This is a genomic window from Sphingomonas sp. GW821-FHT02B09 (genome assembly GCF_059421875.1).
The window spans coordinates 738,169-759,573 of sequence record NZ_JBWKVV010000002.1; the positions used below are offsets into that span (position 1 = coordinate 738,169).

Here is a 21,405-nt window from a genome sequence, read left to right on the forward strand (position 1 = left end):
CATGATCCGTTTTCTTCTCGCCTCGCTGATCGCCACGCTCGCGTTCGCCGCGCCCGCCTCGGCGGACCGGATCAAGGACCTCGGCGGCTTCCAGGGTATCCGCTCGAATCAGCTCACCGGTTACGGCGTGGTGGTCGGCCTGCCCGGCACCGGCGACGACAACCTCGAATATACCGTCCAGTCGCTGAAGGCCGTCGCGTCGCGCTTCGGCCTGCAACTGCCGCCGGGTGCCAATCCGGGGATGAAGAACGCCGCGGTGGTGATGATCACCGCCGAACTGCCGCCCTTCGCCAAGCCGGGCCAGCGGCTCGACATCACCGTCGCGTCGATGGGCAAGGCCAAGTCGCTGCGCGGCGGCAGCCTCGTGCTGACCCCGCTGCTCGGTGCCGACAACCAGATCTATGCGATGGCGCAGGGCAATCTCGCGGTCGGAGGCCTCGGCGCGGAAGGCGCCGACGGATCGAAGATCGTCGTCAACGTCCCCTCGACCGGCCGTATCCCCGAGGGCGCCACGGTCGAGCGCGCAGTCGCCACCGGGTTCGACTCCTCGCCGATGCTGACCTTCAACCTCGCGCGGTCCGATTTCACCACCGCGCAGAACGTCGCGCAGGCGATCAATGCCAAGTTCGGCTTCGGCACCGCGCAGGCGATCGACGGCGTCTCGGTCGCGGTGCGTGCACCGCAGGGCGCCGACGTGCGCGCGACGCTGATGTCGACGATCGAGAACCTCGATGCGACCTCCGCCGAGCCGTCCGCAAAAGTAATTGTAAATGCGCGCACCGGAACGGTCGTTATCAATTCTGCGGTCAGGGTGGGTCCTGCCGCGGTGACGCACGGCAAGCTGACCGTGCGCATCGACGAGAACCAGCGGATCAGCCAGCCGGCGCCGTTCAGCCAGGGTCAGACCGCGTTGGAGAAGAAGTCCAACGTGTCGATCGAAGAGGAGAAGAAGCCGATGTTCCTCATCAACCCCGGCCCGAAGCTCGCGGACATCGTCAAGGCGGTGAACGCCATCGGTGCCTCGCCCGCCGATCTCGTCGCGATCCTCGAAGCGCTGAAGGAGGCCGGCAGCCTCAAGGCGGAGCTGATCGTGCTATGACGACGCTCGGCGCCACCCCGATTGCGGCCACCGGCGGCATCTCGACCGATACGTCGCGGCTCAAGTCCGCCGACAACCTCAAGAAGGCAGGCGAGAAGTTCGAGGCGGTGTTCACCGGCATGATGCTCAAGAGCATGCGCCAGGCGAAGCTCGCCGATCCGTTGTTCGATTCGAAGGCGATCGACACGTTCAGCGAGATGCAGGACGCGCGCGTCGCCCAGTCGATGGCGGAGACGACGCCGCTCGGCATCGGCAAGGCGATGACCGCCTTTCTCGCCAAGTCGCAATCCGATCTTAATGCTTCTGTTGCAGATCCGCCGAAATGAGCGACTTGCTGTCGATCGGCGCCTCGGGCGTCCGCGCCTATCAGAGCGCCTTGGCCACGGTCGGCGAGAATATCGCCAACGTGAACTCGCCCGGCTATACCCGCCGCACGGTGAACGTCGCCGAGGTCGCGGGCGGCAGCGGTTCGACCAATCCTTATGGTGCCGGCAACGGCGTCGTCATGACCGGGATCAACCGGTCGTCCAACGTCTACGCCAGCGCCGCGCTGCGCGCCTCGACCAGCGATCTCGCCCGCACCACGGGTGGCGCGGACTGGCTCGACCGCATCCAGGGCGCGCTGACCGGCAATGCGCTGACCTCGCGCGTCACGTCCTTCTTCGCATCGGCGCAGAGCCTCGCCGCCGAACCCAATTCGACCGCGCTGCGCACCGGCATGATGAGCGCCGCCGCCTCCGCCGGCATCGCCTTCACCGCGACCGGCAAGGCCTTCGATCAGGTCGACGCCGATATCGACAGCGCCGGCAACCAGGCGGCGCAGACGCTCACGTCGCTGGGCGACTCGCTCGCCAAGATCAACGAGAGCATCAGCCGCGCCCAGCTCGGCAGCACCGCCGCCGCGCAGCTGATGGACCAGCGCGACAACATCCTCTCGCAGATGAGCGGCATCGCCGACATCACCAGCCGGACCGACGCGATCGGCCGTGCCACGGTCAGCTTCGCCGGCTCGACCGGTCCCGCCTTCGTGCAGGGCGTCAACAGCGGCATGATCTCCTACGATCGCGACAGCAACGGCAAGATCGCCTTCTCGGTCACCGTCGGTGCGGTCAAGAACCAGATCGGCGCGACCGGCGGCTCGATCGCCGGGATCGTCGACGGTGCCGAGCGCGTCGCCGCGATCCGCCAGGAGCTGGACGCGGTCGCCAAGAGCTTCGTCGGTGCGGTCAACGACAATCAGGCGGCGGGACTCGACCAGACCGGCGCGCAGGGCGTCGCGATGTTCACCACCGGCGCGAAACCGACCGACGTCAGCATCTCGGCGACCTTCACGGGCAGCCAGATCGCCGCCGGCAAGATCGCCGCGGCACAGGGCGGCGGCGTGCGCGACTCGTCCAACCTCACCGCGTTGGAGGCGACCCGGGTCAGCAAGGGCTTCGAGACCTCGCTGACCGCGCTCGTCACCGATAACGCCACCGCCTACAAGCAGAAGAACACGATCGCCGACGCACAGGCGGCGATCCGCGATGGCGCGACGAAGGCGCTGTCGACTGCGACGGGCGTCAACCTCGATGCCGAAGCGGTCGATCTGATGCGCTTCCAGCAGGCCTATGCCGCGTCGGGCCGCGTGATCCAGGTCGCGCGCGAGACGATGCAGACCATCCTCGATATCCGCTAGGGCGCGCCATGCAGATCTCCACCAGCCTCTTCTACGCCAACGCTTCGAGCCGCTTCTCGAAGATGAGCGAACGCGCGTCGGAATTGCAGACGCAGATCTCGACGGGCAAGAAGATCCTGAAGCCGTCGGACGATCCCGCCGCCGCGCAGCAGCTCGCCGAATTCGACCGCAAGGATGCCGATGCCGCGGTCTACGGCACCAACATCACGCTCGCCGGCTCGCTGCTCGATCAGGCGGATGGCGTGCTCAGCCAGATCAGCACGCAGCTCACCCGCGCGACCGAACTGGCGACGCAGGCGGCGAACGGCACGCAGACCGATGCGACGCGCAAGATCATCGCGACCGAGCTCAATTCGATCGTCGGGTCGCTCGTCGGCCTCGCCAACACCAAGAACGTCCGCGGCCAGCCGTTGTTCGGCTCGGCATCGGGCGGGCTGGCGGTGGTCGACAACAAGGACGGCACCTTCACCTTCCCGCCCGACGTGCAGGTGTCGGAAGTGCCGATCGCCGACGGCCAGAGCGTGCAGGCGACCGAAAGCGCCAAGCGCATCTTCTCGCTCGCCGGCGGCAGCGACAACACGCTGGCGATGCTGAGCAAGCTCGCCACCACGCTCAATGCGGGCGGCGACGTCTCGGCGTCGGTGAGCAGCGCGCTCGACCAGATCGGCCAGGCGGTCAACCAGGTCGCCGACGTCTCGGCGTCGGTCGGTGCGCGCGGCGCGCGCGTCGACCTGCAACAGCAATTGCTGGTCACCGCCAATACCGATCGCAGCGAATTGCGCGGCAAGCTCGAACAGGTCGACATGACCGACGCGGTCGTGCAGCTCCAGCAGATGATGACCGCACTGTCGGCCTCGCAGGCCAGCTTCAGCAAGCTGTCGAGCCTCTCGCTGTTCGACTACATCAAATAGGCGGCATCTCCGACCTTCGCCACCACCGGTGCCGCGATCCGTGGCGTCGGTGCGGTGCGTTGGCGCGCTCGAACAGGGCTTCCGGCGGTCGCCGCAAGCAGGCGCGCCCGGTGCGCGATCCGCGCCACCAAACAAACTCACCCGGCCGGTAACCACTTATCTAGGAAGTGCGGTTAATCCGGTCGTATCGGATTGCCGGCTCGCCGGCGCAACGGGGGTTTCCCACAGTGTTTCCTGCCATCGGTCTCGTCGTTCTTCTCGCCATGGTGTTCGGCGGCTTCGCCATCACCGGCGGCGCGCTCGGGCCGGTCATGGAGGCGATCCCGCACGAGATGCTGATCATCGGCGGCGCCGCGGCCGGCGCGCTGATCATCGGCAATTCCGGCACCGAGCTGAAGGCGGTGGGCAGCGGCCTCGCCAAGGTGTTCAAGGGCCCCAAGTACAAGAAGCAGGATTATCTCGACGTCATCTTCCTCGTCAGCAAGCTGATGAAGATGCTGCGCATGGACGGTCCGATCGCGCTCGAGCCGCATGTCGAGGATCCCAAGTCGTCGGCGGTGTTCAGCGAATATCCGCGCCTGCTCGCCGACCATACGCTGGTCAATTTGATCGCGGATACGCTGCGCCTCGTCGTCGTCTCGTCGGGCACGCTCGATGTCCATGCGGTCGAGGAGGTGATGGACCATTCGATCAAGACGCATCACCACGAGGTCGAGGGGCCGCATACGACGCTCAACAGCCTCGCCGATTCGCTGCCCGCGCTCGGCATCGTCGCCGCGGTGCTCGGCATCGTGAAGACGATGGGTTCGATCGACAAACCGCCGTCGGTGCTCGGCGGGATGATCGGTTCGGCGCTGGTCGGCACGTTCATGGGCGTGCTGCTCGCCTATGGCATCGTCTCGCCGCTCGCCGGGCGGCTCAAGCAGGTGCTCGACGCGGATGCCGCGATCTACATGGTGGTCAAGCAGATCATCATCGCCTCGCTGCACGGCCATCCGCAGCCGCTGGTGATCGAGGCGGCACGGTCCGGGATCGCGCACAAGAACCAGCCCGGCTTCGCCGAGGTCTTCGACGGCCTGCGGGGCAAATAAGCGATGGCCCGCGCCGCGCCGCACGGCAACAACCAGCCGCCCAAGATCATCATCGTCAAGAAGATCATCGATGGTGGCCATGCCGGCCATCACGGTGGCGCGTGGAAGGTCGCCTATGCCGACTTCGTGACCGCGATGATGGCCTTCTTCCTGCTGCTCTGGCTGCTCGGCGCGACGACCGAGAAGCAGCGCAAGGGCATCGCCGATTATTTCGCGCCGACCCTGCTCGACAAGAAGATGACCGGTCTCGGCGGCAACGGCGTGCTCGGCGGGGAATCGATCCTCAGCAACAACAAGCTCGGGCCGCGTGCGGCATCGGCGCCGATCGCCTCGATCGGCATCCCGATGAGCATGTCGGGCGGGCAGAAAAGCGGCACGGGCGACAAGGGGTCGCTGCGCAACCCGGCCGCGATGCAATTGGACAAGCAGGCGTTCCAGGCGATCAAGACCCAGCTCGAAAAGCAGATCAAGGCCTCGCCGCGGCTCTCGAAGATGGCCGACCATATCCGCTTCGTGCCGACGCAGGACGGGCTGCGCATCGATCTGGTCGACAATGCCGATTATTCGATGTTCGCGCTCGGCACGACCGCGCTCGATGCCAAGGCGTCCGAGCTGATCGGCATGATCGCCGGGACGATCGCGGGAACGCCCAACACGATCATGATCCGCGGCCATACCGACAGCGTGCCCTATGGCGACCCGCGCGCGATGAACAATTGGATGCTCTCGTCCGGCCGGGCCGAGGCGACGCGACGCCGGCTGGCGCTCGGCGGCATCCCCGAGACGCGGTTCGAGCGGATCGAGGGCGTCGCCGACCGCGAGCCGATCATCACCAGCGATCCCGGCGACCCGCGCAATCGCCGCGTCGCGATCACCCTGCTCTATCGCCAGGGTACGTTCGGGCAGTAACCGGGCGGCGGGGCGAAACGGCGCGCGACCGATCGGGTCGGTCGCGCGCCGCTCGCCTGCCCGTCGACGTCAGGCCTCGACGGCGTCCGCGGACTTGCGGCCGCGACGCGCCGCTGCGGCGCCCTCGGCGCCCCCTTCGGCCTTGCGCGCACCGGGCTTGCGGCCGAGGCCGATCTTCTTCGCCATGGCGCGGCGGCTCTCCGAATAATTCTCCGCGACCATCGGATAATCGGCCTTCAGGCCATAACGTTCGCGATATTCCGCCGGCGTCATGCCGTGCGTCGCGAGATGACGACGCAAGGTCTTGTAGGGCTTGCCGTCGATCATCGAGATGATGTGATCCTTCGACGCCAGCGACTTCCGCGCCGAGACCGCGGCGGTATATTCAGTCGCGGGCTGTGCTTCCGGTGCCGCACCGCTGGCGCCAAGCAGTGCCGAGACGGTGTCGTGCATCTTTCCGAGAAAGGCCGGAACCTCATCGGCGGAAGTACGGGTGTTGGGGTTGCCGAGCCAAGCAATCGTCAATTCGGTTGCTAGTTCAACGGCGTTCAGATCGGTGGATTCGTCAGTCATAGTTTGCTCCTTTGACCAATGGCAGCCGTACGCCGGGGAAACCAACCGTCAAGCGGATGATCCGCAGTGCTGTGCTTTTTTGGATCGTAAAAAAGACGCTCACCCTATTCGATTTCCTGCGTCATACTCCAGCAACAGCCAAGATCGGCCGACCGGAGGACATGTTGAGGCACGAGCTGAAGTTCACGACGGCGCTGGCGGCCGCGTTGCTGGCGGCAAGCTGCGGCAAGTCGCGCGACGATGCCGACGGCTGGGTCGCGCAGGGCGATACCGCGGTATGCACCGATCGCAGCGGCAACCGCGTCGCCGACAGCCAGTGCGCGCGCCAGAGCCATGCCGGCGGAGTCAGCCCGTTCCTGTGGTACTTCCTCGCGCGCAACGCGATGATCCCGCCTTATGGCGAGCGCGTCGGCGGCGGCTCGTATGCGCGGGCGCCGGGCCGGGCGTATCGCTTTGCGCCCGCGGCGACGCAGGTGACGCGCGCCGGGGCGATCAGCCGCGGCGGCTTCGGTGCGTCGGCGCGCAGTTTCGGGAGCGGTCGCTCGTGATCCGCACCACGCTGACGCCGCGGCCCGACTGGCAGGCGAAGGTCGAGGCGGAGGGGCTGATCTGGCACACCGCCGACGGCCGCCCCTATTGGGACGAATCGGTCTGCTATCGCTTTGCCGCGGCGCAGATCGCCGAGATCGAGGCAGCGACCGCCGAACTCTACCGCCTGTTCCTCGCCGCCGGCGAGGCGATCGTCGCCGACCGCGCGCTGCTCGACCGGTTCGGCATCCCGCGCGCCTTCCACCAGCCGATCCGCGACGCGTGGGAGGCGGAGCCGCCGGCGCTCAACTTCGGACGATTCGATCTCGGCTACGACGGCGCGTCGCCGCCGAAACTGTTCGAGTTCAATTGCGATACGCCGACCTCGCTGCTGGAGGCGGCGGTGATCCAGTGGAGCTGGAAGGAAGAGTGTTTCCCCGCCGCCGACCAGTTCAACGGCCTGCACGAGGCACTGGTGGCGAAGTGGCGCGACCTTGCCGATCATCTGCCGGGCCGCGTCCATTTCGCGCATGCCGCCGACGAGGCGGGCGAGGACGGCGTCACCACCGCCTATCTGCGCGATACCGCGGCGGCGGCGGGGTTCGAGACGGTGGCGATGGCGGTCGAGACGATCGGCTGGGACCACGAGCGCCGCCGCTTCGTCGACGACGCGGCAGAACCGATCGAGGCCGTGTTCAAACTCTATCCGTGGGAATGGCTCGCCAACGAGGCGTTCGCCGACATGCTGGTCGAGGATCTGGCGGCCGGCGGCACGACGTGGATCGAGCCGGTGTGGAAGATGATCTGGAGCAACAAGGGCGTGCTCGCGGTGCTGTGGGCGCTGTTCCCCGATCATCCCAATCTGTTGCCGGCCGGATTCGACATCCCGGACGGCGATGCGGTCGCCAAGCCGTTGCTGTCGCGCGAGGGCGCCAACGTCTCGATCCGCCGCGGCGGGCGGATCGTCGCCGAGGCGGCGGGGGAGTATGGCGACGAAGGCTATGTCTATCAGGCGATCTATCGCCTGCCCGAACCGGCGCCGGGCTGTTTCCCGGTGATCGGCAGCTGGGTGGTCGACGGCGAACCCGTCGGGATGGGCATCCGCGAGGACGGGCTGATTACCGGCAATACGGCGCGGTTCGTGCCGCATATCGTCACGCGGTGAGCCGCCGCGCGCCCGCCTCGCGCACCGCGGCGATCGTCGGCCAGCCGTTGACCGCCATCAGCAGGTCGGCCTCGGCGAGGATGCAGCGCAACACGTGCGCGCAGCCCGCCGCGCCGTCGAGCGCGAGGCCGTAGCTATAGGGGCGGCCAATGCCGACCGCGGTCGCGCCGAGTGCCAGCGCCTTGACCACGTCGGTGCCCGAGCGGATGCCCGAATCGAACAGCACCGGCGTCGCCCCCGCCGCGGCGACGATGTCGGGGAGTAGGTCGATCGCGGCAATGCCGCCGTTCGCCTGCCGCCCGCCGTGGTTCGAGCAATAGATCGCATCGGCACCGGCATCGATCGCGCGGCGCGCGTCGTCGGGGTGGCAGATGCCCTTGAGGATCAGCGGCAGCTTGGTCAGAGCGCGCAGCCACGGCAGGTCGTCCCAGGTGAGGACCTTGCCGAACACGCCCATCCACTGGCGGATCGCGGCGGCGGGGTCCTGCTCCGGCGGCACGGCGAGCTGTGCGCGGAAGACCGGGTCGCTGAAGTAATTGGCGAGCACGGCGCCGCGCAATTGCGGGAAATTGCCGGTGTTGAGATCGCGCGGGCGCCAGCCGGTGACCCAGGTGTCGAGCGTCACGACGATGGCCTTGTAGCCCGCGCCTTCCGCGCGCGCGACGAGGCTGGCGGCGAGGTCGCGATCCTTGGGCGTGTAGAGCTGGAAGAGCGCGGGGGTGGCGCCGCTCGCCGCCGCGACCGCCTCGAGCGGGTCGTTGGACAAAGTGGAGGCGACCAGCGGCACGCCCGTCTCCGCGGCGGCGCGCGCGGCGGCGAGGTCGCCGTGGCCGTCGGGCGTGCACAGGCCGGTGACGCCGATCGGCGCCATGAACACCGGGCTCGGCAATGTGAGGCTGCATAGCTCAACCGACAGGTCGCGCGTCGCGCCATCGACCATCATCCGCGGCGTCATGCCCCAGTGGCGGAACGCCTCGGCATTGGTGCGCTGGGTATGTTCGTCGCCGCAGCCGCCCTGGACATAGTCGCGCACCGACGGCGGCAGCGCGGCGAGCGCGCGGGCCTCCAGCGTGGCGAAATCGACCGGCACTTTCGGCACCACCCCGGCGAGGCCGGCGCCGTAGATCGCATTCTGATAGTCGCCGTAATGGGGCATGGCCTCGCCTCGATGATGCGCCTTGGCGCAGAAGGGGATTCACGCGAAGACGCGAAGACGCGAAGGTGTTGCGGGGGCGGCGATGTCCCGCCTTCATCACGAGGCGAGAGGCTGCGCCGCTCGGGACCTCTTCGCGTCTTCGCGCCTTCGCGCGATCATCGTCACTCCCGATAGGAGGGATCGCGCCGGTCGAGCTTGCGGAGCAGCGCGGGCCAGGCGAGGCCGCGGGCGAGCATCGCCATGCCGGGGCCGGTCGATTGCTGCTCGACCTTCTCGGCGACGCCTTGATTGGGGGTGTTGAGCCCCGCCCGGCCGGCGCTGAGCATCAGGATCTGCGCCTCGCAGGCGCGCTCGAGGAAATACATGCGCAGGAACGCCTCGGCGACGCTCGCGCCGACGGTGAGCGTGCCGTGGTTGCGCAGGATCATCGTGTGCCGCGACCCCAGATCGGCCACCAGCCGTTCGCGCTCGTCGAGCTCGGTCGCGATGCCTTCGAAGTCGTGATAGGCGACGTCGTGGCCGGCGATCATCGCGGTCTGCGTGTGCGGCAGCAGCCCCTCGGCCATCGCCGACACCGCCTGCCCGTGCGGCGTGTGGAGATGCAGCACCGCCGCCGCATCCTCGCGACCCGCGTGGATCGCCGAATGGATGACGAAGCCGGCGCGATTGACCGGCGCCGGGCTGTCCGAGACGGTGTTGCCGTCGATGTCGATCTTGACCAGCGACGAGGCGGTGATCTCCTCGAACATCATATTGTACGGGTTGATGAGGAAGTGATGCTCCGGCCCCGGCACGCGCGCCGAGAGGTGGGTGAAGATCAGATCGTCCCAGCCGTAGAGCGCGACCAGCCGATAGGCGGCGGCGAGGTCGACGCGCAGCGCCCATTCCTCTGCGCTGACCATGTCGCGGAGGCTGGGTGGGGCGGGGGGCGCGGGCTCGCGCAGACTGGTGGCCATGGCTGTCCTCTCGTGTCGCGGCGACTCTTGTCGTTCCGCGGCAGGATGACAGGAAATGCCGGATCGGCAAGCCTCCGGCGCCATGGCCCCGACGCCGAATTGCGGCGAAAATGCGGCAACGTGGACAAGATGGACACCTTGATGGAAACGATCCCGCCCGATCGTTTCAATAATCGTCATCCTCCTCCTGCTCCGCCGCCTCGGCCGCCGCCTTGTCCGCGGCGAGCCGTTGCGCCGCCGGGTGCGGCTGGACCACGTCGATGAGGTCGAGCAGGCGCGGGAACATCGCCGCGAGTTCGTGCGGCGCGAGCCTTGAATGCGCCGGCTCCGGCTTGTGCGACAGCAGGAAGCTGAGCAGCCGGTCGTTGTGGACGGTACGCGTGCCGACCTGTTCGCCGCGATACCAGATCGCGACCTCCTGCCCCTCCAGCGCGCGTTCCATCGCGATGTCGAGCAGGCGCTTGCGCCCCATCTGGATCGCCACGTCCCAGGCGAGCGCGAAGACGCTGTGCGTCGCGCGCTGGCGCATCGCATAGGCGCTGTTGCGGGGGACGCCGACCGCCTTGCACGCGTGGCTGACGCAGCCGGTGTCGGCGAGCGCGCCGATGAAGGCGCGTTGCGTGTCGGCGCTCCAGCCGTCGACACGCTGGCGGCGCAGGTGGAGCAGGGGTTCGAAGAAATCGTCCTCGCGCACGCGATTGCCGTCGGCGTCGAGCTTCTGCCCGGTGACCGCGGCGATCGCGGCGGGGACATCCTCGCCGGCGTTGATCGCGTCGACCCCCGCCATGATCGCGCGGTCGCTCAGCGCGCGCAGCTCCGCGTCGCGGATGCGCTGACGTTCGCAACGTGCCTTGCTCCAGGGTTTGAACGGCTTGGCCATAGTCCCTCCGATTCGGTCCAGGGGACCGACGATCTATGCCAAGCGCGGGGGTGTAGGACAGGGGGTGGGTGCGCCTATAATGCATGGGTGATGCGTTGACGCGGTGATTTACGTAGCTACATAAAGGAGCGGATGTGGAGATCAGCTTCGATCCCGGGAAGCGCGACACGGTGTTGCGCGAACGCGGGCTGGATTTTGCGGATGCCGCGACGGTGTTCGATGGCCGCAGCCGCACATTGGTCGACGACCGGTTCGACTATGGCGAAGTGCGACATATCACCTACGGGTGGCTGGCGCGGGATGCCGTGGCGATCGTGTGGACCGAGCGGGATGGCAGGTGTCGGGTGATATCGATGCGGCGCATGCATCAATGGGAGATCAGATATGTCGGACTGGATTGACCCCGACGACGCCCCTGAACTGACCGAGGAAATGATGGAGATCGCCGAGCTTCGGGTCGGCGGCAAGGTCATTCGCCCGGCAACGGGGTATCTGGGCCCGAACGGCGTCGTGCGCGGCCGTCCGCCGCTCCGGGACCATGCCAAGCAGCAGGTGACGTTGCGGCTCGACCCCGATGTGGTCGAGCGGTTTCGTGCCGATGGGCCGGGGTGGCAGGGGCGGATGAACGCGGCGCTGCGGAGGGCGGTGGGGCTCTAGGGATAGTGCTGCCGGGCGTGAGCATGGCGAGCACTTCGATCGCGACTCGATAGACGAGAATGTAATTGGGGTGGACGATCGCCTCTTGCGTGCCGGCGATGCGGCCGGGGCGGTGGATGTAGGGGTGATCGGGCAGGCGGTCGGCGGCGTGCTGGAGCGCTAGGCCGATCCGTGTCGCCGCCGCGGGATTGCGATCGGCGATGTAGCTGGTGATCTCGTACAGGTCGGCGCGCGCATCCGGATCCCAGATGACCGAAAGCGTCACTTGACCTTGGCGCGCTCCATGATCTCCCACATGCCCGCCATCACCTGATCGTGCGGGATTTTAGGCGCCGTGGACGCCATCGCTTTCTCGACCTTGGCGCGGAACCATACGTCATAGGCGGCGGCCTCTTCGGTGGTCGCGAATTCCGACTCGATTGGGGAGAGGGCGGTCATAATGCCGTTTTACTCCATGGCTCTCCAAGGCGGAAGAACGGAAAGCCCTTCATCGGATCGGCAAGCCGACCGATCAGAACGGTGCGGGTATATGTCGCATCACCCGAACCCGGCTGGGTTCCGCCAAGTCGAAACGGACTTCGGTGACGATCCCACCCGGTGTTCCTAGCCAGATGAGAACATCGTTTGCGTCCCACGATATTGCCCATGGCGTCAGAGTGTTCAGCACGCGGAGGATGGTCCGGTCATCCCGGCAAAGACCGGATGACGTTTCATCGGAACATTGAAACCGGAGGTTGCGTGCGCCCAAGCGAATCTGCTCCAGCGCCGTCAAACTACGAAACCCTTGCGCTTGATCGATACCGGGATTGAGATGCGCATAGGATGCGGTTCGACAACCGCGCGGCCCCGGCATTCCTATCTCGGTTGAGCTGAGGCTACGATCGAGCGTGGCGGTATTGATATCCGCACTGGGTGGCGCGCTAAAACTCACGGCCCAACGTTTTCTAATACATTCTCGCTCGGTCGCGACTGGCTGTTCCACGAGCTCTGCCTCAACCACGCCCGGAGCGATCAACCCGCCGACCGGAGCAATGACGGAGTCGATCCGGCCGTGTGTTTGCCCTTGCAGCACGAGATCGCCAGCGATCGAAGGAGCAAGACGTTTGAATTCTGCAAACGTCGGGGTGGCCGCCACCTGAGCCACTAATGCCATAATGATCATAGGGTGTTCCGCTTGTTTCGATTTCTTTCTCGGGTCGGATCACGGCATCTGTTTAACAGGCGATACCAATATCTTCGTGCCGGTATCGTCGGGCGTGAAGGTCAGCGTTATGTGGGTGGGGCGGGCGCAAACTGCGAGCAGCCAGCTTTCCTGCCAAGCCTTGTGAGATTTTCCGACCGGTCCCAGATATTTGCTGTCTTGCACAGTGATCTGTTCGCAATTGGGGGCGGCAGCTTTCACTGCCGTTGCCATCATCCCGACCGCATCGCTTTGCAATATCACGTCGGCATGGGTTTCTCCCGGAACTCCGACGATACTGGTTATCTTCTCGTCGGACTGGGCTCGGAAAAAGAAGTTGATCGTCGTATCGTTACCGCACCCGCTTACCGGGAAGCTTTGCTCCCAAAGTCCGGACGTCGGATATCCATCCGGCGCGAACGATACCGGCTCGATCATCGTCACCGTAGAGCCCTTCGATATCAACGACGGGCACCTTTGGAAAACAGGCGCCGGCAATTGCGAAAACAGGCGTGCGATATTTGCTTGATAATCGGATGAGACGACCAGTGCCTGCAGGGCAGGTGGCGGTGGCGGTTCGGACGACGCGGTGGCGGACGTTGCGATCGAAAGAGCGGCGAACACAGAGGCTGCGAATGTCATGGCAGCACCTTCCCATCGCTTTTTGACGTGGAAGTGACATCGAGACGGCCCTGGAACCTTACTCTGCGATTACGTAATCCAACACCTGTCGTTGCCCGTTGATCTAACGAAGAAATCCGCAAAATTCGTCGATGGCGCATCGCCGCAAAAATTTTGGGGAAATGCGGGCGTTACTCCGCCGCCACCGCCTCCCCGCCACGCGCCTTCAACAACGGCGCGAGATACTTCCCCGTGAAGCTCCGCGGTTCCTTGGCGACCACTTCGGGCGTGCCGACCGCGACGATCTCGCCGCCCTTGACGCCGCCTTCGGGGCCCAGATCGACCACCCAGTCGGCGGTCTTGATGACGTCGAGATTGTGCTCGATCACCACCACCGTATTGCCCTGCTCGACCAGGGCGTGGAGCACTTCGAGCAATTTGCGGACGTCCTCGAAATGCAGGCCGGTGGTCGGCTCGTCGAGGATGTACAAAGTATTGCCGGTCGCGCGGCGGGCGAGTTCCTTGGCGAGCTTGACGCGCTGCGCCTCGCCGCCCGACAGCGTCGTCGCCTGCTGGCCGACCTTGACGTAGCCGAGGCCGACCTCGACCAGCATCTCCATCTTGTCGCGGATCGGCGGCACCGCCTTGAAGAATTCTGCCGCATCCTCGACCGTCATGTCGAGCACGTCGGCGATGCTCTTGCCCTTGAACTTCACCTCCAGCGTCTCGCGATTGTAGCGCGCGCCGTGGCAGACGTCGCAGGTGACGTAGACGTCGGGGAGGAAGTGCATCTCGATCTTGAGCACGCCGTCGCCCTGGCACGCCTCGCAGCGGCCGCCCTTGACGTTGAAGCTGAACCGGCCGGGCTTGTAGCCGCGCGCCTGGCTCTCGGGCAGGCCGGCGAACCAGTCGCGGATCTGCGTGAAGCTGCCCGTATAGGTCGCCGGGTTCGAGCGCGGGGTGCGGCCGATCGGCGACTGGTCGATGTCGATCACCTTGTCGAGATGCTGGAGGCCGCTGACCTTGTCGTGCTTGCCGGCGAGGATGCGCGCGCCGTTGAGCGCGCGCGCCGCGGCGGCATAGAGCGTGTCGATCGTGAAGCTCGACTTGCCCGAGCCCGACACGCCGGTGATGCAGGTGAAGGTGCCGAGCGGGATGCTCGCGGTGACGCCGGTGAGGTTGTTGGCGCGCGCATTGTGGACGGTGAGCTGCTTGCCGTTGCCCTTGCGGCGCTTGGCCGGCACCGGGACCTGGCGGGTGCCGTTGAGATAGTCGGCGGTGATGCTCGTCTTGCTCTTGAGGATCTGCTTGAGCGTGCCCTGCGCGACGATCTGGCCGCCGTGGACGCCGGCGCCCGGCCCCATGTCGATGACGTAATCGGCGGTGCGGATCGCGTCCTCGTCATGTTCGACGACGAGCACGGTGTTGCCGAGGTCGCGCAGGCGCCTGAGCGTCGCGAGCAGCATGTCGTTGTCGCGCTGGTGGAGCCCGATCGAGGGTTCGTCGAGCACGTAGAGCACGCCCGACAGGCCGCTGCCGATCTGGCTGGCGAGGCGGATGCGCTGGCTCTCGCCGCCCGACAAGGTGCCGCTGGTACGGTCGAGGTTGAGATAGTCGAGGCCGACGTTGTTGAGGAAGCCCAGGCGCTCGACGATCTCCTTCAGGATGCGCTCGGCGATCGCGCGCTGTTGGTCGCCGAGATGGTTGGGCAAATCGGTGAAGAAGGCGAGCGCGTCGACCACCGAGAGATGCGTGGCATAGGCGATGTCGCGCATCGCGATCTTGACCGCCAGCGCCTCGGGCTTGAGGCGCGCGCCGTGGCAGACCTCGCACGGGCGCGAGCTCTGGTATTTGGACAATTCCTCGCGCATCCACGCGCTCTCGGTCTGGAGCAGGCGGCGGTTGAGGTTGCCGACGACGCCCTCGAACGGCTTCTTGACGTCATAGGCCTTCTTGCCGTCGACGAAGGTCAGCGTGACGGGCTTGCCCTTGCTGCCGTGCAGGATCAGCGCGTGGATCGCCTCTGGCAGGTCGGCCCAGGGCGTGTCGAGGCTGAAGTCGAATTCGCGCGCGAGGCTGCCGAGCACCTGCATGTAATAAGGGCTGGGCGGGTTGGATTTGGCCCAGGGGACGACGGCGCCCTTCTTGATGCTGAGCCCGTGGTTGGGGACGACGAGATCCTCGTCGAACAGCAGTTTCTCGCCGAGCCCGTCGCAGGCTGGGCAGGCGCCCTGCGGCGCGTTGAACGAGAACAGCCGCGGTTCGATCTCGGCGATGGTGAAGCCGCTGATAGGGCAGGCGAACTTCTCGGAGAAGACGATGCGGCCGGGAGGGGCGTTGTCGCCGAGCACTTCCGACTTGGGCGTGTGCGGCGTATATTCGTCTTTGGCGGGGTCGGCGGGATCGACATAGGCGAGGCCGTCGGCGAGTTTCAGCGCGGTCTCGAAACTCTCGGCGAGGCGCGTCGCGGCGTCGCCGCGCACGACCAGCCGGTCGACGACGATCTCGATGTCGTGCTTGAACTTCTTGTCGAGCGCGGGGGCCTCGTCGATCTCGTGGATCTCGCCGTCGATGCGGACGCGGGTGAAGCCCGCCTTCTGCCATTCGGCGAGTTCCTTGCGATATTCGCCCTTGCGGCCGCGCACGACGGGGGCGAGCAGATAGAGGCGCGTCCCCTCGGGCAGCGCGAGGACGCGGTCGACCATCTGGCTGACGGTCTGCGCGGCGATCGGCTCGCCGGTCGCGGGGCTGTAGGGGATGCCGACGCGCGCCCAGAGCAGGCGCATGTAATCGTAGATCTCGGTGACGGTCGCCACCGTCGAGCGCGGGTTGCGGCTGGTCGTCTTCTGCTCGATCGAGATCGCCGGCGACAGGCCCTCGATATGATCGACGTCGGGCTTCTGCATCAGCTCGAGGAACTGGCGGGCGTAGGCGGAGAGCGATTCGACGTAGCGGCGCTGGCCCTCGGCATAGATGGTGTCGAAGGCGAGGGACGACTTGCCCGAACCCGACAGGCCGGTGATCACCGTCAGCGTATCGCGGGGGATGTCGACATCGACGTCCTTGAGGTTGTGCTCGCGCGCGCCGCGGACGGTGATTTTGGTCAGCATGTGGCGGGTTCTACTTCTGTTCTGTGTCTGGGGCTAGTCCGGGAAGTAGGAACGCGCGGGAGGCTTCGCCAGCACCACGTTGAAACGCGCGGCGCGTGTCTTATCTCGGCGACACACAGACAGAGAGGCCGCGCATGGGCAAGAAGACGAAGAAGGCGAAGCTCCCCAAGGAGGTGCTCGGCATCCGCCTGCCCAAGGAGCTGCGCGAGGCGGGCGGGGCGTTGCTTGAGAAAGCGAACAGCCCGCAGGGGCGCGAGATGCTCGCGGCGGGGCTGACGATGGCCGCGGCGGCGGCGACCGCGGCGGTGGCGAAGGGCCGGACGAAGCGCGAGGCGGCGGGGGAGCGGCCGGTGCCGCCGGTGCCTCCGACGACGGGGGCGGCACCCGAGCCGCGGCGTCCACCCGAACCGCCGCAGGGCACGCAGACGCAACCCGATCCGCAGGCGATCGCCGATGCGGTCGGCAAGGCGGCGGAGGCGCTGCTCGGCCGGTTGTTCGGGGGGAAGAAGGCCTAGGCCGGATCGGCATGCGGTGGTGTCGCGGCCTTGACCGTCCGGGTGCATCACCGCGGTTTTGTCGGGGGCCTTTGCAAACGCCGCGTAGTGCTCCTGCGAACGCAGGAGCCCAGGCGTTCCGAGCGCCATAAGGTGTTGTTTTGTTTGGCTCTGGGCTCCTGCGTTCGCAGGAGCACTGTGCTGATGTGGACTGTCTTAGAGCCTCGACGTGTTCCGGCGTCCATCGGGCCGTGCGGGATGGTGTCCCGTCAAGTCTTACCCCTCGCCGCAGGGTGGACCCCGGAACAAGTCCGGGTGACGGGGTGGGCTTAGCAGACGGTGGGCTCGTGCGAACGCCCCTGTGCGATCGCTTTGGGGTGACGGAAGAGCGAAGCTTCGGCGCTCATCATCGGCCGGGATACGGAATGTCGATCTGGCCCGCGGGCATCAGGACAGCCTTTGCTTGAGCGGGACGATCGTCTGTGGCGTCAGGTCGACCGGGCGTTGCCGCCATGCCCGACGCGGCTGGCGGTCGCGCTCGGGCAGGAGGTCGTTGGCGGCCTCCCATTCGGTGAAGCGGAACTGCTCGATCTGGTCGGTCATCGCATGCGTCTCGTCGACCAGCTTGCGCGCGGCGGCGGTCTCTTCTTCGGCGACCGCGGCATTCTGCTGTGTGACGTTGTCGAGCTCGGCCACCGCGGCCGTGATCTGCTGCAAGGCGAGGGACTGATGTTCGACGTTCTCGGCGATGTTGGTGGTCAGCAGTGCCATCTTGCCGACGCGCTCGATCACCCGGCCGAGGGCGATCTCGACGTCGCCGACCGAGCGGACGCCGAGCCCGATCTGCTCGGCCGAGCGGCCGATCCGTCGCTTGACGTCCATCGCGGCCTCGGCCGACCGTCCGGCAAGCGCGCGCACTTCCTGCGCGACGACCGCGAAGCCCTTGCCGGCTTCGCCGGCGCGTGCCGCCTCGACCCCGGCGTTGAGCGCCAGCAGGTTGGTCTGAAAGGCGATGCGGTCGATGACGACGAGGATTTCACCGATTTCGTTGGAGAATTGTTCGAGCCGGTTGATCGCGGCGACCGCGTCCTTGAGCATCTCGCCCGACTTTTCGGCGTCGACATGCGCTTCCGAAACCGCTTGGCGCACCTGCACGGCGTTGCCGGCGGAGTCGGTCAGCGCGCCGCTGAGCTGCTGGAGCGCGCTGGCGGTTTCCTCGAGGCTCGTCGCCTGCCGCTCGGTACGTTGGGACAGATCGTTCGATGATTGCATCAATTCCTGCGCGCCGGACGCGATATCGGTGGCGCTGAGGCGGACCGAGGCCAGTGCCGTGCCAAGGGCGTCGGCGGCGTGGTTGAAATCGCTCTTGAGCTTGCCGAACTCTCCGGCGAGGGCGCCTTCGACCCGCACGGTGAGATCGCCGCCGGCGAGCTTGTGCAGCGCGCCGCCGATGCTGCGGACGATGAGGCGGGCCTGCTCGCGACGGATCATCTCGGTCAGCGCCCCGACCGCGACCGCGAGCAGGCTGAGAAAGGTCACGGCGGCCAACAGCGTCCGGTTCGCGGCGCGTTGCGCGACCGCGGCCTTGTGGCGCAGCGCGGCGACCTCTGCGGTCATCGCATCGATCTGGGCGTCGGCGACCTTCGAAGCGGCCCGTTCGGCGGGGCGGACGACCTCGCGCAGATGGCGCAATGCGTCGGACCGGTTGCCCGCGTTCGCTTCGGCGGCAACCTCGCCCAGTGCGGCGACGACGGTGTGCGACAGGCGGAAATAATCCTCGGGCAGGACGTGGCGCGCCTTGGTGTCCTCGAGGTCGCGCAACATCTGGCGCATCTGCTGCGAGCGTGTGTCGAACTTCCGGACGATGATCCCCCGTTCCTCGGGATCGGTTTCGGTGATGAGGTTGAGCGCGTCGCGCTGCAGCGAGCGACTGACCGAACGGACCTCGGTCACGGCCAGCACCCGCTCCTGCGCTTCCAGTGCGGCGACGTTCGCCGCCTCCAGCGCACGGTCCTCGCGGTACGTCACGCCCGCCAGCAGCCACAGCAACAGGATCGCGCCGACCAGGGGCGCGATGACGCGGACGTTGAAGCGGCGAAGCAGCAAGTGTCTATTCCTCTGATGGCGGAAAAGAGCAGCCGCCCCACCAATTATAGAGGCGCGCGATCGCGCGTTTATACTTCGGGAGCAAATATCGGACCGGGCGATTCACGCGTGCTGCCGAGCGGCAATGGACCGGACCGGAGCGGCATGGTTATAGGTGCGGCATGACGTCGCGGCGGTAGCGGCAAGGGGACGATGATGAGAGCAACGGCACGAGTGACGGCGGTTTTGGCGATTGCCGCGGCAACGCTCGCGGCCGCCGCCGCGCAGGCGCAGACGGCGGCGCAGGCGGTCGTCGCGCAGCAGGCGCAGGATCCGGGGGCGCGCGCCGGCACGGCGTATGACGTCGCCTTCCCCAATGCGGTGCATCACGAGGCGCAGATCACCGCGACCTTCGCGCGGGTGCCGGCGGGGCCGCTGCGCGTGCGGATGGCACGCTCGTCGCCGGGACGCTATGCGATCCACGAATTCGCCAAGAACGTCTATGCGGTGTCGGCGAAGGACGGCAAAGGGCGCCCGCTGCGACTGATCCGCAGCGATCCCTATGGCTGGACGGTCGCCGGACACGACGGCACCGTCGTCGTCACCTACACGTTGTTCGGCGACTGGGGCGACGGCACCTATGCGCAGATCGACACGACGCATGCGCACCTCAACATGCCCGCCACCTTCCTGTGGGCGGAGGGCTATGACGCGCAGCCGATCCGCGTGCGCTTCACGCCGTTCGACCCCAAGTGGCGGATCGCGACGCAGCTTCCCGCCGCCAGGGGCGCGAACAGCTTCTGGGCGCCGAACCTGCAATATTTCATGGATAGCCCGACCGAGATCAGCGATTTCGCCTTGCGCGAATGGCCGGTCACCGATGCGCTGGGCAAGAGCTATGTCGTGCGGCTGGCGGTGCATCACGCCGGCAGCGACGCCGATCTCGATACCTATACCGCCAAGGTGAAGCGGGTGATCGCGCAGCATTATGCGCTGTTCGGGCAGGCGCCGCGCTACGATTACGGCACCTATACGTTCATCGCCGACTATCTGCCGCAGATCACCGGCGATGGCATGGAGCATCGCAACTCGACGATCATCACCGACAAGCGCGGGCTCGCCGAGGCGAAGTTCGCGCAGCTCAACACGCTGAGCCACGAATTCGTCCACAGCTGGAACGTCGAGCGGCTGCGTCCCGCCGAGCTGGAACCGTTCGACTTCACCCGCGCCAATCCGACGCCGTCCTTGTGGTTCGCGGAAGGCTTCACGCAATATTACGGGCCGCTGCTGATCCGCCGCGCTGGCGAGATGAGCGTCGACGATTTCCTGCGCGGGCTGGGCGGCACGCTGAGCGGCGTCGTGAACAGCCCGGCGCGGCGCTACGGCGGGCCGGAGGAGATGAGCCTGCGCGCGCCCTTCGTCGACGCCGCCAAGGCGATCGACCAGGTCAATCCGAACATCTTCGTGTCTTACTATCCTTATGGCGCGGTGGTGGCGCTGGCGCTCGATCTGCAATTGCGGCAGCGCTATCCGGGCCTGTCGCTCGATGCCTATATGCGCCATCTGTGGACGACGCGCGGCGATACCGAGCTCAAATATACGCTCGCGGATCTGGAGCGGGGACTGGCAGAGCTGACGCGCGATCCCGCCTTCGCCAAGGCGTTCTTCGACGGGTCCGTGCATGCGAGCGGGCTGCCCGATTATGCGCCGCTGCTGCGGCAGGCGGGGCTGGTGCTGCGCCCCGTCGACGCGACGCGCGGCTGGGCGGGGATGAGCCTCGTCGGCGGCGAGGGCGGGGTGGTCACCGTCGGTGACGCGCCGCGTCTCGACGGGCCTGCCTATGCCGGCGGGCTGGAGCGGGGCGACGTGGTGCTGAGTCTCGATGGCGCGCCGGTGCGCGATGCCGCAGCGGCGCAGGCGGTGCTGGCGGCGCACAGGCCGGGCGACCGCGTCGCGGTGCGCTTCCGCCAGCGCGGGGTGGAGCGCGATGCGGTGCTGCGACTGGCTGCCGATCCGTCGTTCGAGGTGGTGCGCGGCGAGACCGCTGGCGTGGCGGTGACGCCGGCGCAACTGGCGTTCCGCGACGGCTGGCTGGGCAAATAGGGGTCACGCAGCGCGGAGGCGCGGAGAGAAGAAGGGGTTTGCGCGCAGAGGCGCAGAGGGCGCAGAGAGGTGTCGCATTCGTCGCCGAAGGCGCATCCTTACAACCGATGTGGGCGATGTGCGTTCGACCGTGCGCCTCTGCGTCCTCTGCGCCTCTGCGCGCCAATATGTTCACGCGAAGGCGCGAAGGCGCGAAGAGTGGGCAGGGC

21 protein-coding genes and 1 pseudogene are annotated in these 21,405 nt (G+C 66.9%); 12 read left to right on the forward strand and 10 right to left on the reverse strand.

All coding sequences use genetic code 11. The annotated features are described in order from the left end of the window. The first annotated feature begins 1 nt into the window (after position 1). From AC07U4_RS11360 to AC07U4_RS11385, 6 genes are all read left to right on the forward strand, one after another. Positions 2 to 1,099 carry a flagellar basal body P-ring protein FlgI gene (locus AC07U4_RS11360; protein ID WP_081974435.1) on the forward strand — a complete coding sequence of 366 codons (1,098 nt, stop codon included), beginning with the start codon at positions 2 to 4 and terminating at the stop codon, positions 1,097 to 1,099. Then, a complete protein-coding gene (locus tag AC07U4_RS11365; RefSeq protein ID WP_495195476.1) occupies positions 1,096 to 1,425 on the forward strand; it encodes a rod-binding protein in 330 nt (109 codons plus the stop codon). The genes AC07U4_RS11360 and AC07U4_RS11365 overlap by 4 nt, the downstream gene beginning before the upstream one ends. Next, the gene (gene flgK / locus AC07U4_RS11370) at positions 1,422 to 2,777 is read left to right on the forward strand and encodes a flagellar hook-associated protein FlgK (RefSeq protein ID WP_495195477.1); all 1,356 of its coding nucleotides are present in this window, start codon (positions 1,422 to 1,424) and stop codon (positions 2,775 to 2,777) included. Before AC07U4_RS11365 ends, flgK begins: the two co-directional genes overlap by 4 nt. Before the next feature lie 8 nt (positions 2,778 to 2,785). After that, positions 2,786 to 3,688, forward strand: a complete 903-nt coding sequence (gene flgL, locus AC07U4_RS11375; protein WP_495195478.1) for a flagellar hook-associated protein FlgL — start codon at positions 2,786 to 2,788, stop codon at positions 3,686 to 3,688. A gap of 227 nt (positions 3,689 to 3,915) precedes the next feature. Next, positions 3,916 to 4,779: a flagellar motor stator protein MotA gene (motA, locus tag AC07U4_RS11380; protein ID WP_038663668.1), complete on the forward strand. Its 864-nt coding sequence runs from the start codon at positions 3,916 to 3,918 to the stop codon at positions 4,777 to 4,779. A 3-nt stretch (positions 4,780 to 4,782) separates the two neighbouring features. Then, positions 4,783 to 5,688 carry a flagellar motor protein MotB gene (locus tag AC07U4_RS11385; RefSeq protein WP_038663665.1) on the forward strand — a complete coding sequence of 302 codons (906 nt, stop codon included), beginning with the start codon at positions 4,783 to 4,785 and terminating at the stop codon, positions 5,686 to 5,688. 69 nt (positions 5,689 to 5,757) lie between these two features. On the opposite strand, the gene AC07U4_RS11390 is transcribed toward AC07U4_RS11385, so the two are convergent. Continuing rightward, the gene (locus AC07U4_RS11390; protein ID WP_038663662.1) at positions 5,758 to 6,261 is read right to left on the reverse strand and encodes a Ros/MucR family transcriptional regulator; all 504 of its coding nucleotides are present in this window, start codon (positions 6,259 to 6,261) and stop codon (positions 5,758 to 5,760) included. A gap of 164 nt (positions 6,262 to 6,425) precedes the next feature. Between AC07U4_RS11390 and AC07U4_RS11395 the strand changes: the two genes are divergently transcribed. Further along, the gene (locus AC07U4_RS11395; protein WP_495195479.1) at positions 6,426 to 6,809 is read left to right on the forward strand and encodes a hypothetical protein; all 384 of its coding nucleotides are present in this window, start codon (positions 6,426 to 6,428) and stop codon (positions 6,807 to 6,809) included. Continuing rightward, positions 6,806 to 7,954 carry a glutathionylspermidine synthase family protein gene (locus AC07U4_RS11400; protein ID WP_495195480.1) on the forward strand — a complete coding sequence of 383 codons (1,149 nt, stop codon included), beginning with the start codon at positions 6,806 to 6,808 and terminating at the stop codon, positions 7,952 to 7,954. The genes AC07U4_RS11395 and AC07U4_RS11400 overlap by 4 nt, the downstream gene beginning before the upstream one ends. Here the strand turns inward: AC07U4_RS11400 and AC07U4_RS11405 are convergent. The 3 genes from AC07U4_RS11405 to AC07U4_RS11415 all read right to left on the reverse strand — a co-directional run bounded on the left by AC07U4_RS11405 (position 7,944) and on the right by AC07U4_RS11415 (position 10,946). Then, on the reverse strand, positions 7,944 to 9,110 hold the full coding sequence (locus tag AC07U4_RS11405; protein WP_495195481.1) for an alpha-hydroxy-acid oxidizing protein: 1,167 nt from the start codon (positions 9,108 to 9,110) through the stop codon (positions 7,944 to 7,946). The two genes, AC07U4_RS11400 and AC07U4_RS11405, sit on opposite strands and share 11 nt — an antisense overlap. 161 nt (positions 9,111 to 9,271) lie before the next feature. Further along, entirely contained in the window at positions 9,272 to 10,066 is a 795-nt protein-coding gene (locus AC07U4_RS11410) for a class II aldolase/adducin family protein (protein WP_495195482.1), read from the reverse strand. A gap of 166 nt (positions 10,067 to 10,232) precedes the next feature. Next, a complete protein-coding gene (locus AC07U4_RS11415; protein ID WP_495195483.1) occupies positions 10,233 to 10,946 on the reverse strand; it encodes a hypothetical protein in 714 nt (237 codons plus the stop codon). 134 nt (positions 10,947 to 11,080) lie between these two features. Between AC07U4_RS11415 and AC07U4_RS11420 the strand changes: the two genes are divergently transcribed. Together AC07U4_RS11420 and AC07U4_RS11425 are read left to right on the forward strand one after the other, a co-directional pair. Further along, entirely contained in the window at positions 11,081 to 11,347 is a 267-nt protein-coding gene (locus AC07U4_RS11420; protein ID WP_495195484.1) for a BrnT family toxin, read from the forward strand. Further along, positions 11,331 to 11,603 carry a BrnA antitoxin family protein gene (locus AC07U4_RS11425; protein WP_495195485.1) on the forward strand — a complete coding sequence of 91 codons (273 nt, stop codon included), beginning with the start codon at positions 11,331 to 11,333 and terminating at the stop codon, positions 11,601 to 11,603. Before AC07U4_RS11420 ends, AC07U4_RS11425 begins: the two co-directional genes overlap by 17 nt. Positions 11,604 to 11,670: 67 nt before the next feature. On the opposite strand, the pseudogene AC07U4_RS11430 reads toward AC07U4_RS11425, so the two are convergent. The 5 genes and pseudogenes from AC07U4_RS11430 to uvrA all read right to left on the reverse strand — a co-directional run. Next, a pseudogene (locus AC07U4_RS11430) lies at positions 11,671 to 11,898 on the reverse strand (type II toxin-antitoxin system RelE/ParE family toxin); the annotation flags it as partial. Further along, the gene (gene relB, locus AC07U4_RS11435) at positions 11,865 to 12,041 is read right to left on the reverse strand and encodes a type II toxin-antitoxin system RelB family antitoxin (protein ID WP_495195486.1); all 177 of its coding nucleotides are present in this window, start codon (positions 12,039 to 12,041) and stop codon (positions 11,865 to 11,867) included. The pseudogene AC07U4_RS11430 and the gene relB, both read right to left, overlap by 34 nt. Before the next feature lie 73 nt (positions 12,042 to 12,114). Next, on the reverse strand, positions 12,115 to 12,765 hold the full coding sequence (locus tag AC07U4_RS11440; RefSeq protein ID WP_495195487.1) for a hypothetical protein: 651 nt from the start codon (positions 12,763 to 12,765) through the stop codon (positions 12,115 to 12,117). Between the two features lie 39 nt (positions 12,766 to 12,804). Continuing rightward, the gene (locus AC07U4_RS11445) at positions 12,805 to 13,425 is read right to left on the reverse strand and encodes a hypothetical protein (RefSeq protein WP_495179373.1); all 621 of its coding nucleotides are present in this window, start codon (positions 13,423 to 13,425) and stop codon (positions 12,805 to 12,807) included. A gap of 170 nt (positions 13,426 to 13,595) precedes the next feature. Then, positions 13,596 to 16,514, reverse strand: a complete 2,919-nt coding sequence (gene uvrA, locus AC07U4_RS11450; protein WP_495195488.1) for an excinuclease ABC subunit UvrA — start codon at positions 16,512 to 16,514, stop codon at positions 13,596 to 13,598. A 134-nt stretch (positions 16,515 to 16,648) separates the two neighbouring features. Between uvrA and AC07U4_RS11455 the strand changes: the two genes are divergently transcribed. Continuing rightward, positions 16,649 to 17,029 (forward strand): hypothetical protein, encoded by a 381-nt coding sequence (locus tag AC07U4_RS11455; protein WP_038663643.1) that lies wholly within the window; start codon positions 16,649 to 16,651, stop codon positions 17,027 to 17,029. A gap of 426 nt (positions 17,030 to 17,455) precedes the next feature. Here AC07U4_RS11455 and AC07U4_RS11460 read toward each other — a convergent pair whose 3' ends face one another. After that, the gene (locus AC07U4_RS11460) at positions 17,456 to 19,114 is read right to left on the reverse strand and encodes a methyl-accepting chemotaxis protein (protein ID WP_052075651.1); all 1,659 of its coding nucleotides are present in this window, start codon (positions 19,112 to 19,114) and stop codon (positions 17,456 to 17,458) included. A gap of 213 nt (positions 19,115 to 19,327) precedes the next feature. Between AC07U4_RS11460 and AC07U4_RS11465 the strand changes: the two genes are divergently transcribed. After that, positions 19,328 to 21,196, forward strand: a complete 1,869-nt coding sequence (locus tag AC07U4_RS11465) for a M61 family metallopeptidase (RefSeq protein ID WP_495195489.1) — start codon at positions 19,328 to 19,330, stop codon at positions 21,194 to 21,196. Positions 21,197 to 21,405: the final 209 nt, after the last annotated feature.

Excerpts from the sequence above, each read along its gene's own strand:
- AC07U4_RS11360 (WP_081974435.1), top strand. The coding sequence starts at position 2 with ATGATCCGTTTTCTTCTCGCCTCGCTGATCGCCACGCTCGCGTTCGCC.
- AC07U4_RS11365 (WP_495195476.1), top strand. The coding sequence starts at position 1,096 with ATGACGACGCTCGGCGCCACCCCGATTGCGGCCACCGGCGGCATCTCG.
- flgK (WP_495195477.1), top strand. The coding sequence starts at position 1,422 with ATGAGCGACTTGCTGTCGATCGGCGCCTCGGGCGTCCGCGCCTATCAG.
- flgL (WP_495195478.1), top strand. The coding sequence starts at position 2,786 with ATGCAGATCTCCACCAGCCTCTTCTACGCCAACGCTTCGAGCCGCTTC.
- AC07U4_RS11385 (WP_038663665.1), top strand. The coding sequence starts at position 4,783 with ATGGCCCGCGCCGCGCCGCACGGCAACAACCAGCCGCCCAAGATCATC.
- AC07U4_RS11390 (WP_038663662.1), bottom strand. The coding sequence starts at position 6,261 with ATGACTGACGAATCCACCGATCTGAACGCCGTTGAACTAGCAACCGAA.
- AC07U4_RS11405 (WP_495195481.1), bottom strand. The coding sequence starts at position 9,110 with ATGCCCCATTACGGCGACTATCAGAATGCGATCTACGGCGCCGGCCTC.
- AC07U4_RS11410 (WP_495195482.1), bottom strand. The coding sequence starts at position 10,066 with ATGGCCACCAGTCTGCGCGAGCCCGCGCCCCCCGCCCCACCCAGCCTC.
- AC07U4_RS11415 (WP_495195483.1), bottom strand. The coding sequence starts at position 10,946 with ATGGCCAAGCCGTTCAAACCCTGGAGCAAGGCACGTTGCGAACGTCAG.
- AC07U4_RS11425 (WP_495195485.1), top strand. The coding sequence starts at position 11,331 with ATGTCGGACTGGATTGACCCCGACGACGCCCCTGAACTGACCGAGGAA.
- relB (WP_495195486.1), bottom strand. The coding sequence starts at position 12,041 with ATGACCGCCCTCTCCCCAATCGAGTCGGAATTCGCGACCACCGAAGAG.
- AC07U4_RS11440 (WP_495195487.1), bottom strand. The coding sequence starts at position 12,765 with ATGATCATTATGGCATTAGTGGCTCAGGTGGCGGCCACCCCGACGTTT.
- AC07U4_RS11445 (WP_495179373.1), bottom strand. The coding sequence starts at position 13,425 with ATGACATTCGCAGCCTCTGTGTTCGCCGCTCTTTCGATCGCAACGTCC.
- uvrA (WP_495195488.1), bottom strand. The coding sequence starts at position 16,514 with ATGCTGACCAAAATCACCGTCCGCGGCGCGCGCGAGCACAACCTCAAG.
- AC07U4_RS11455 (WP_038663643.1), top strand. The coding sequence starts at position 16,649 with ATGGGCAAGAAGACGAAGAAGGCGAAGCTCCCCAAGGAGGTGCTCGGC.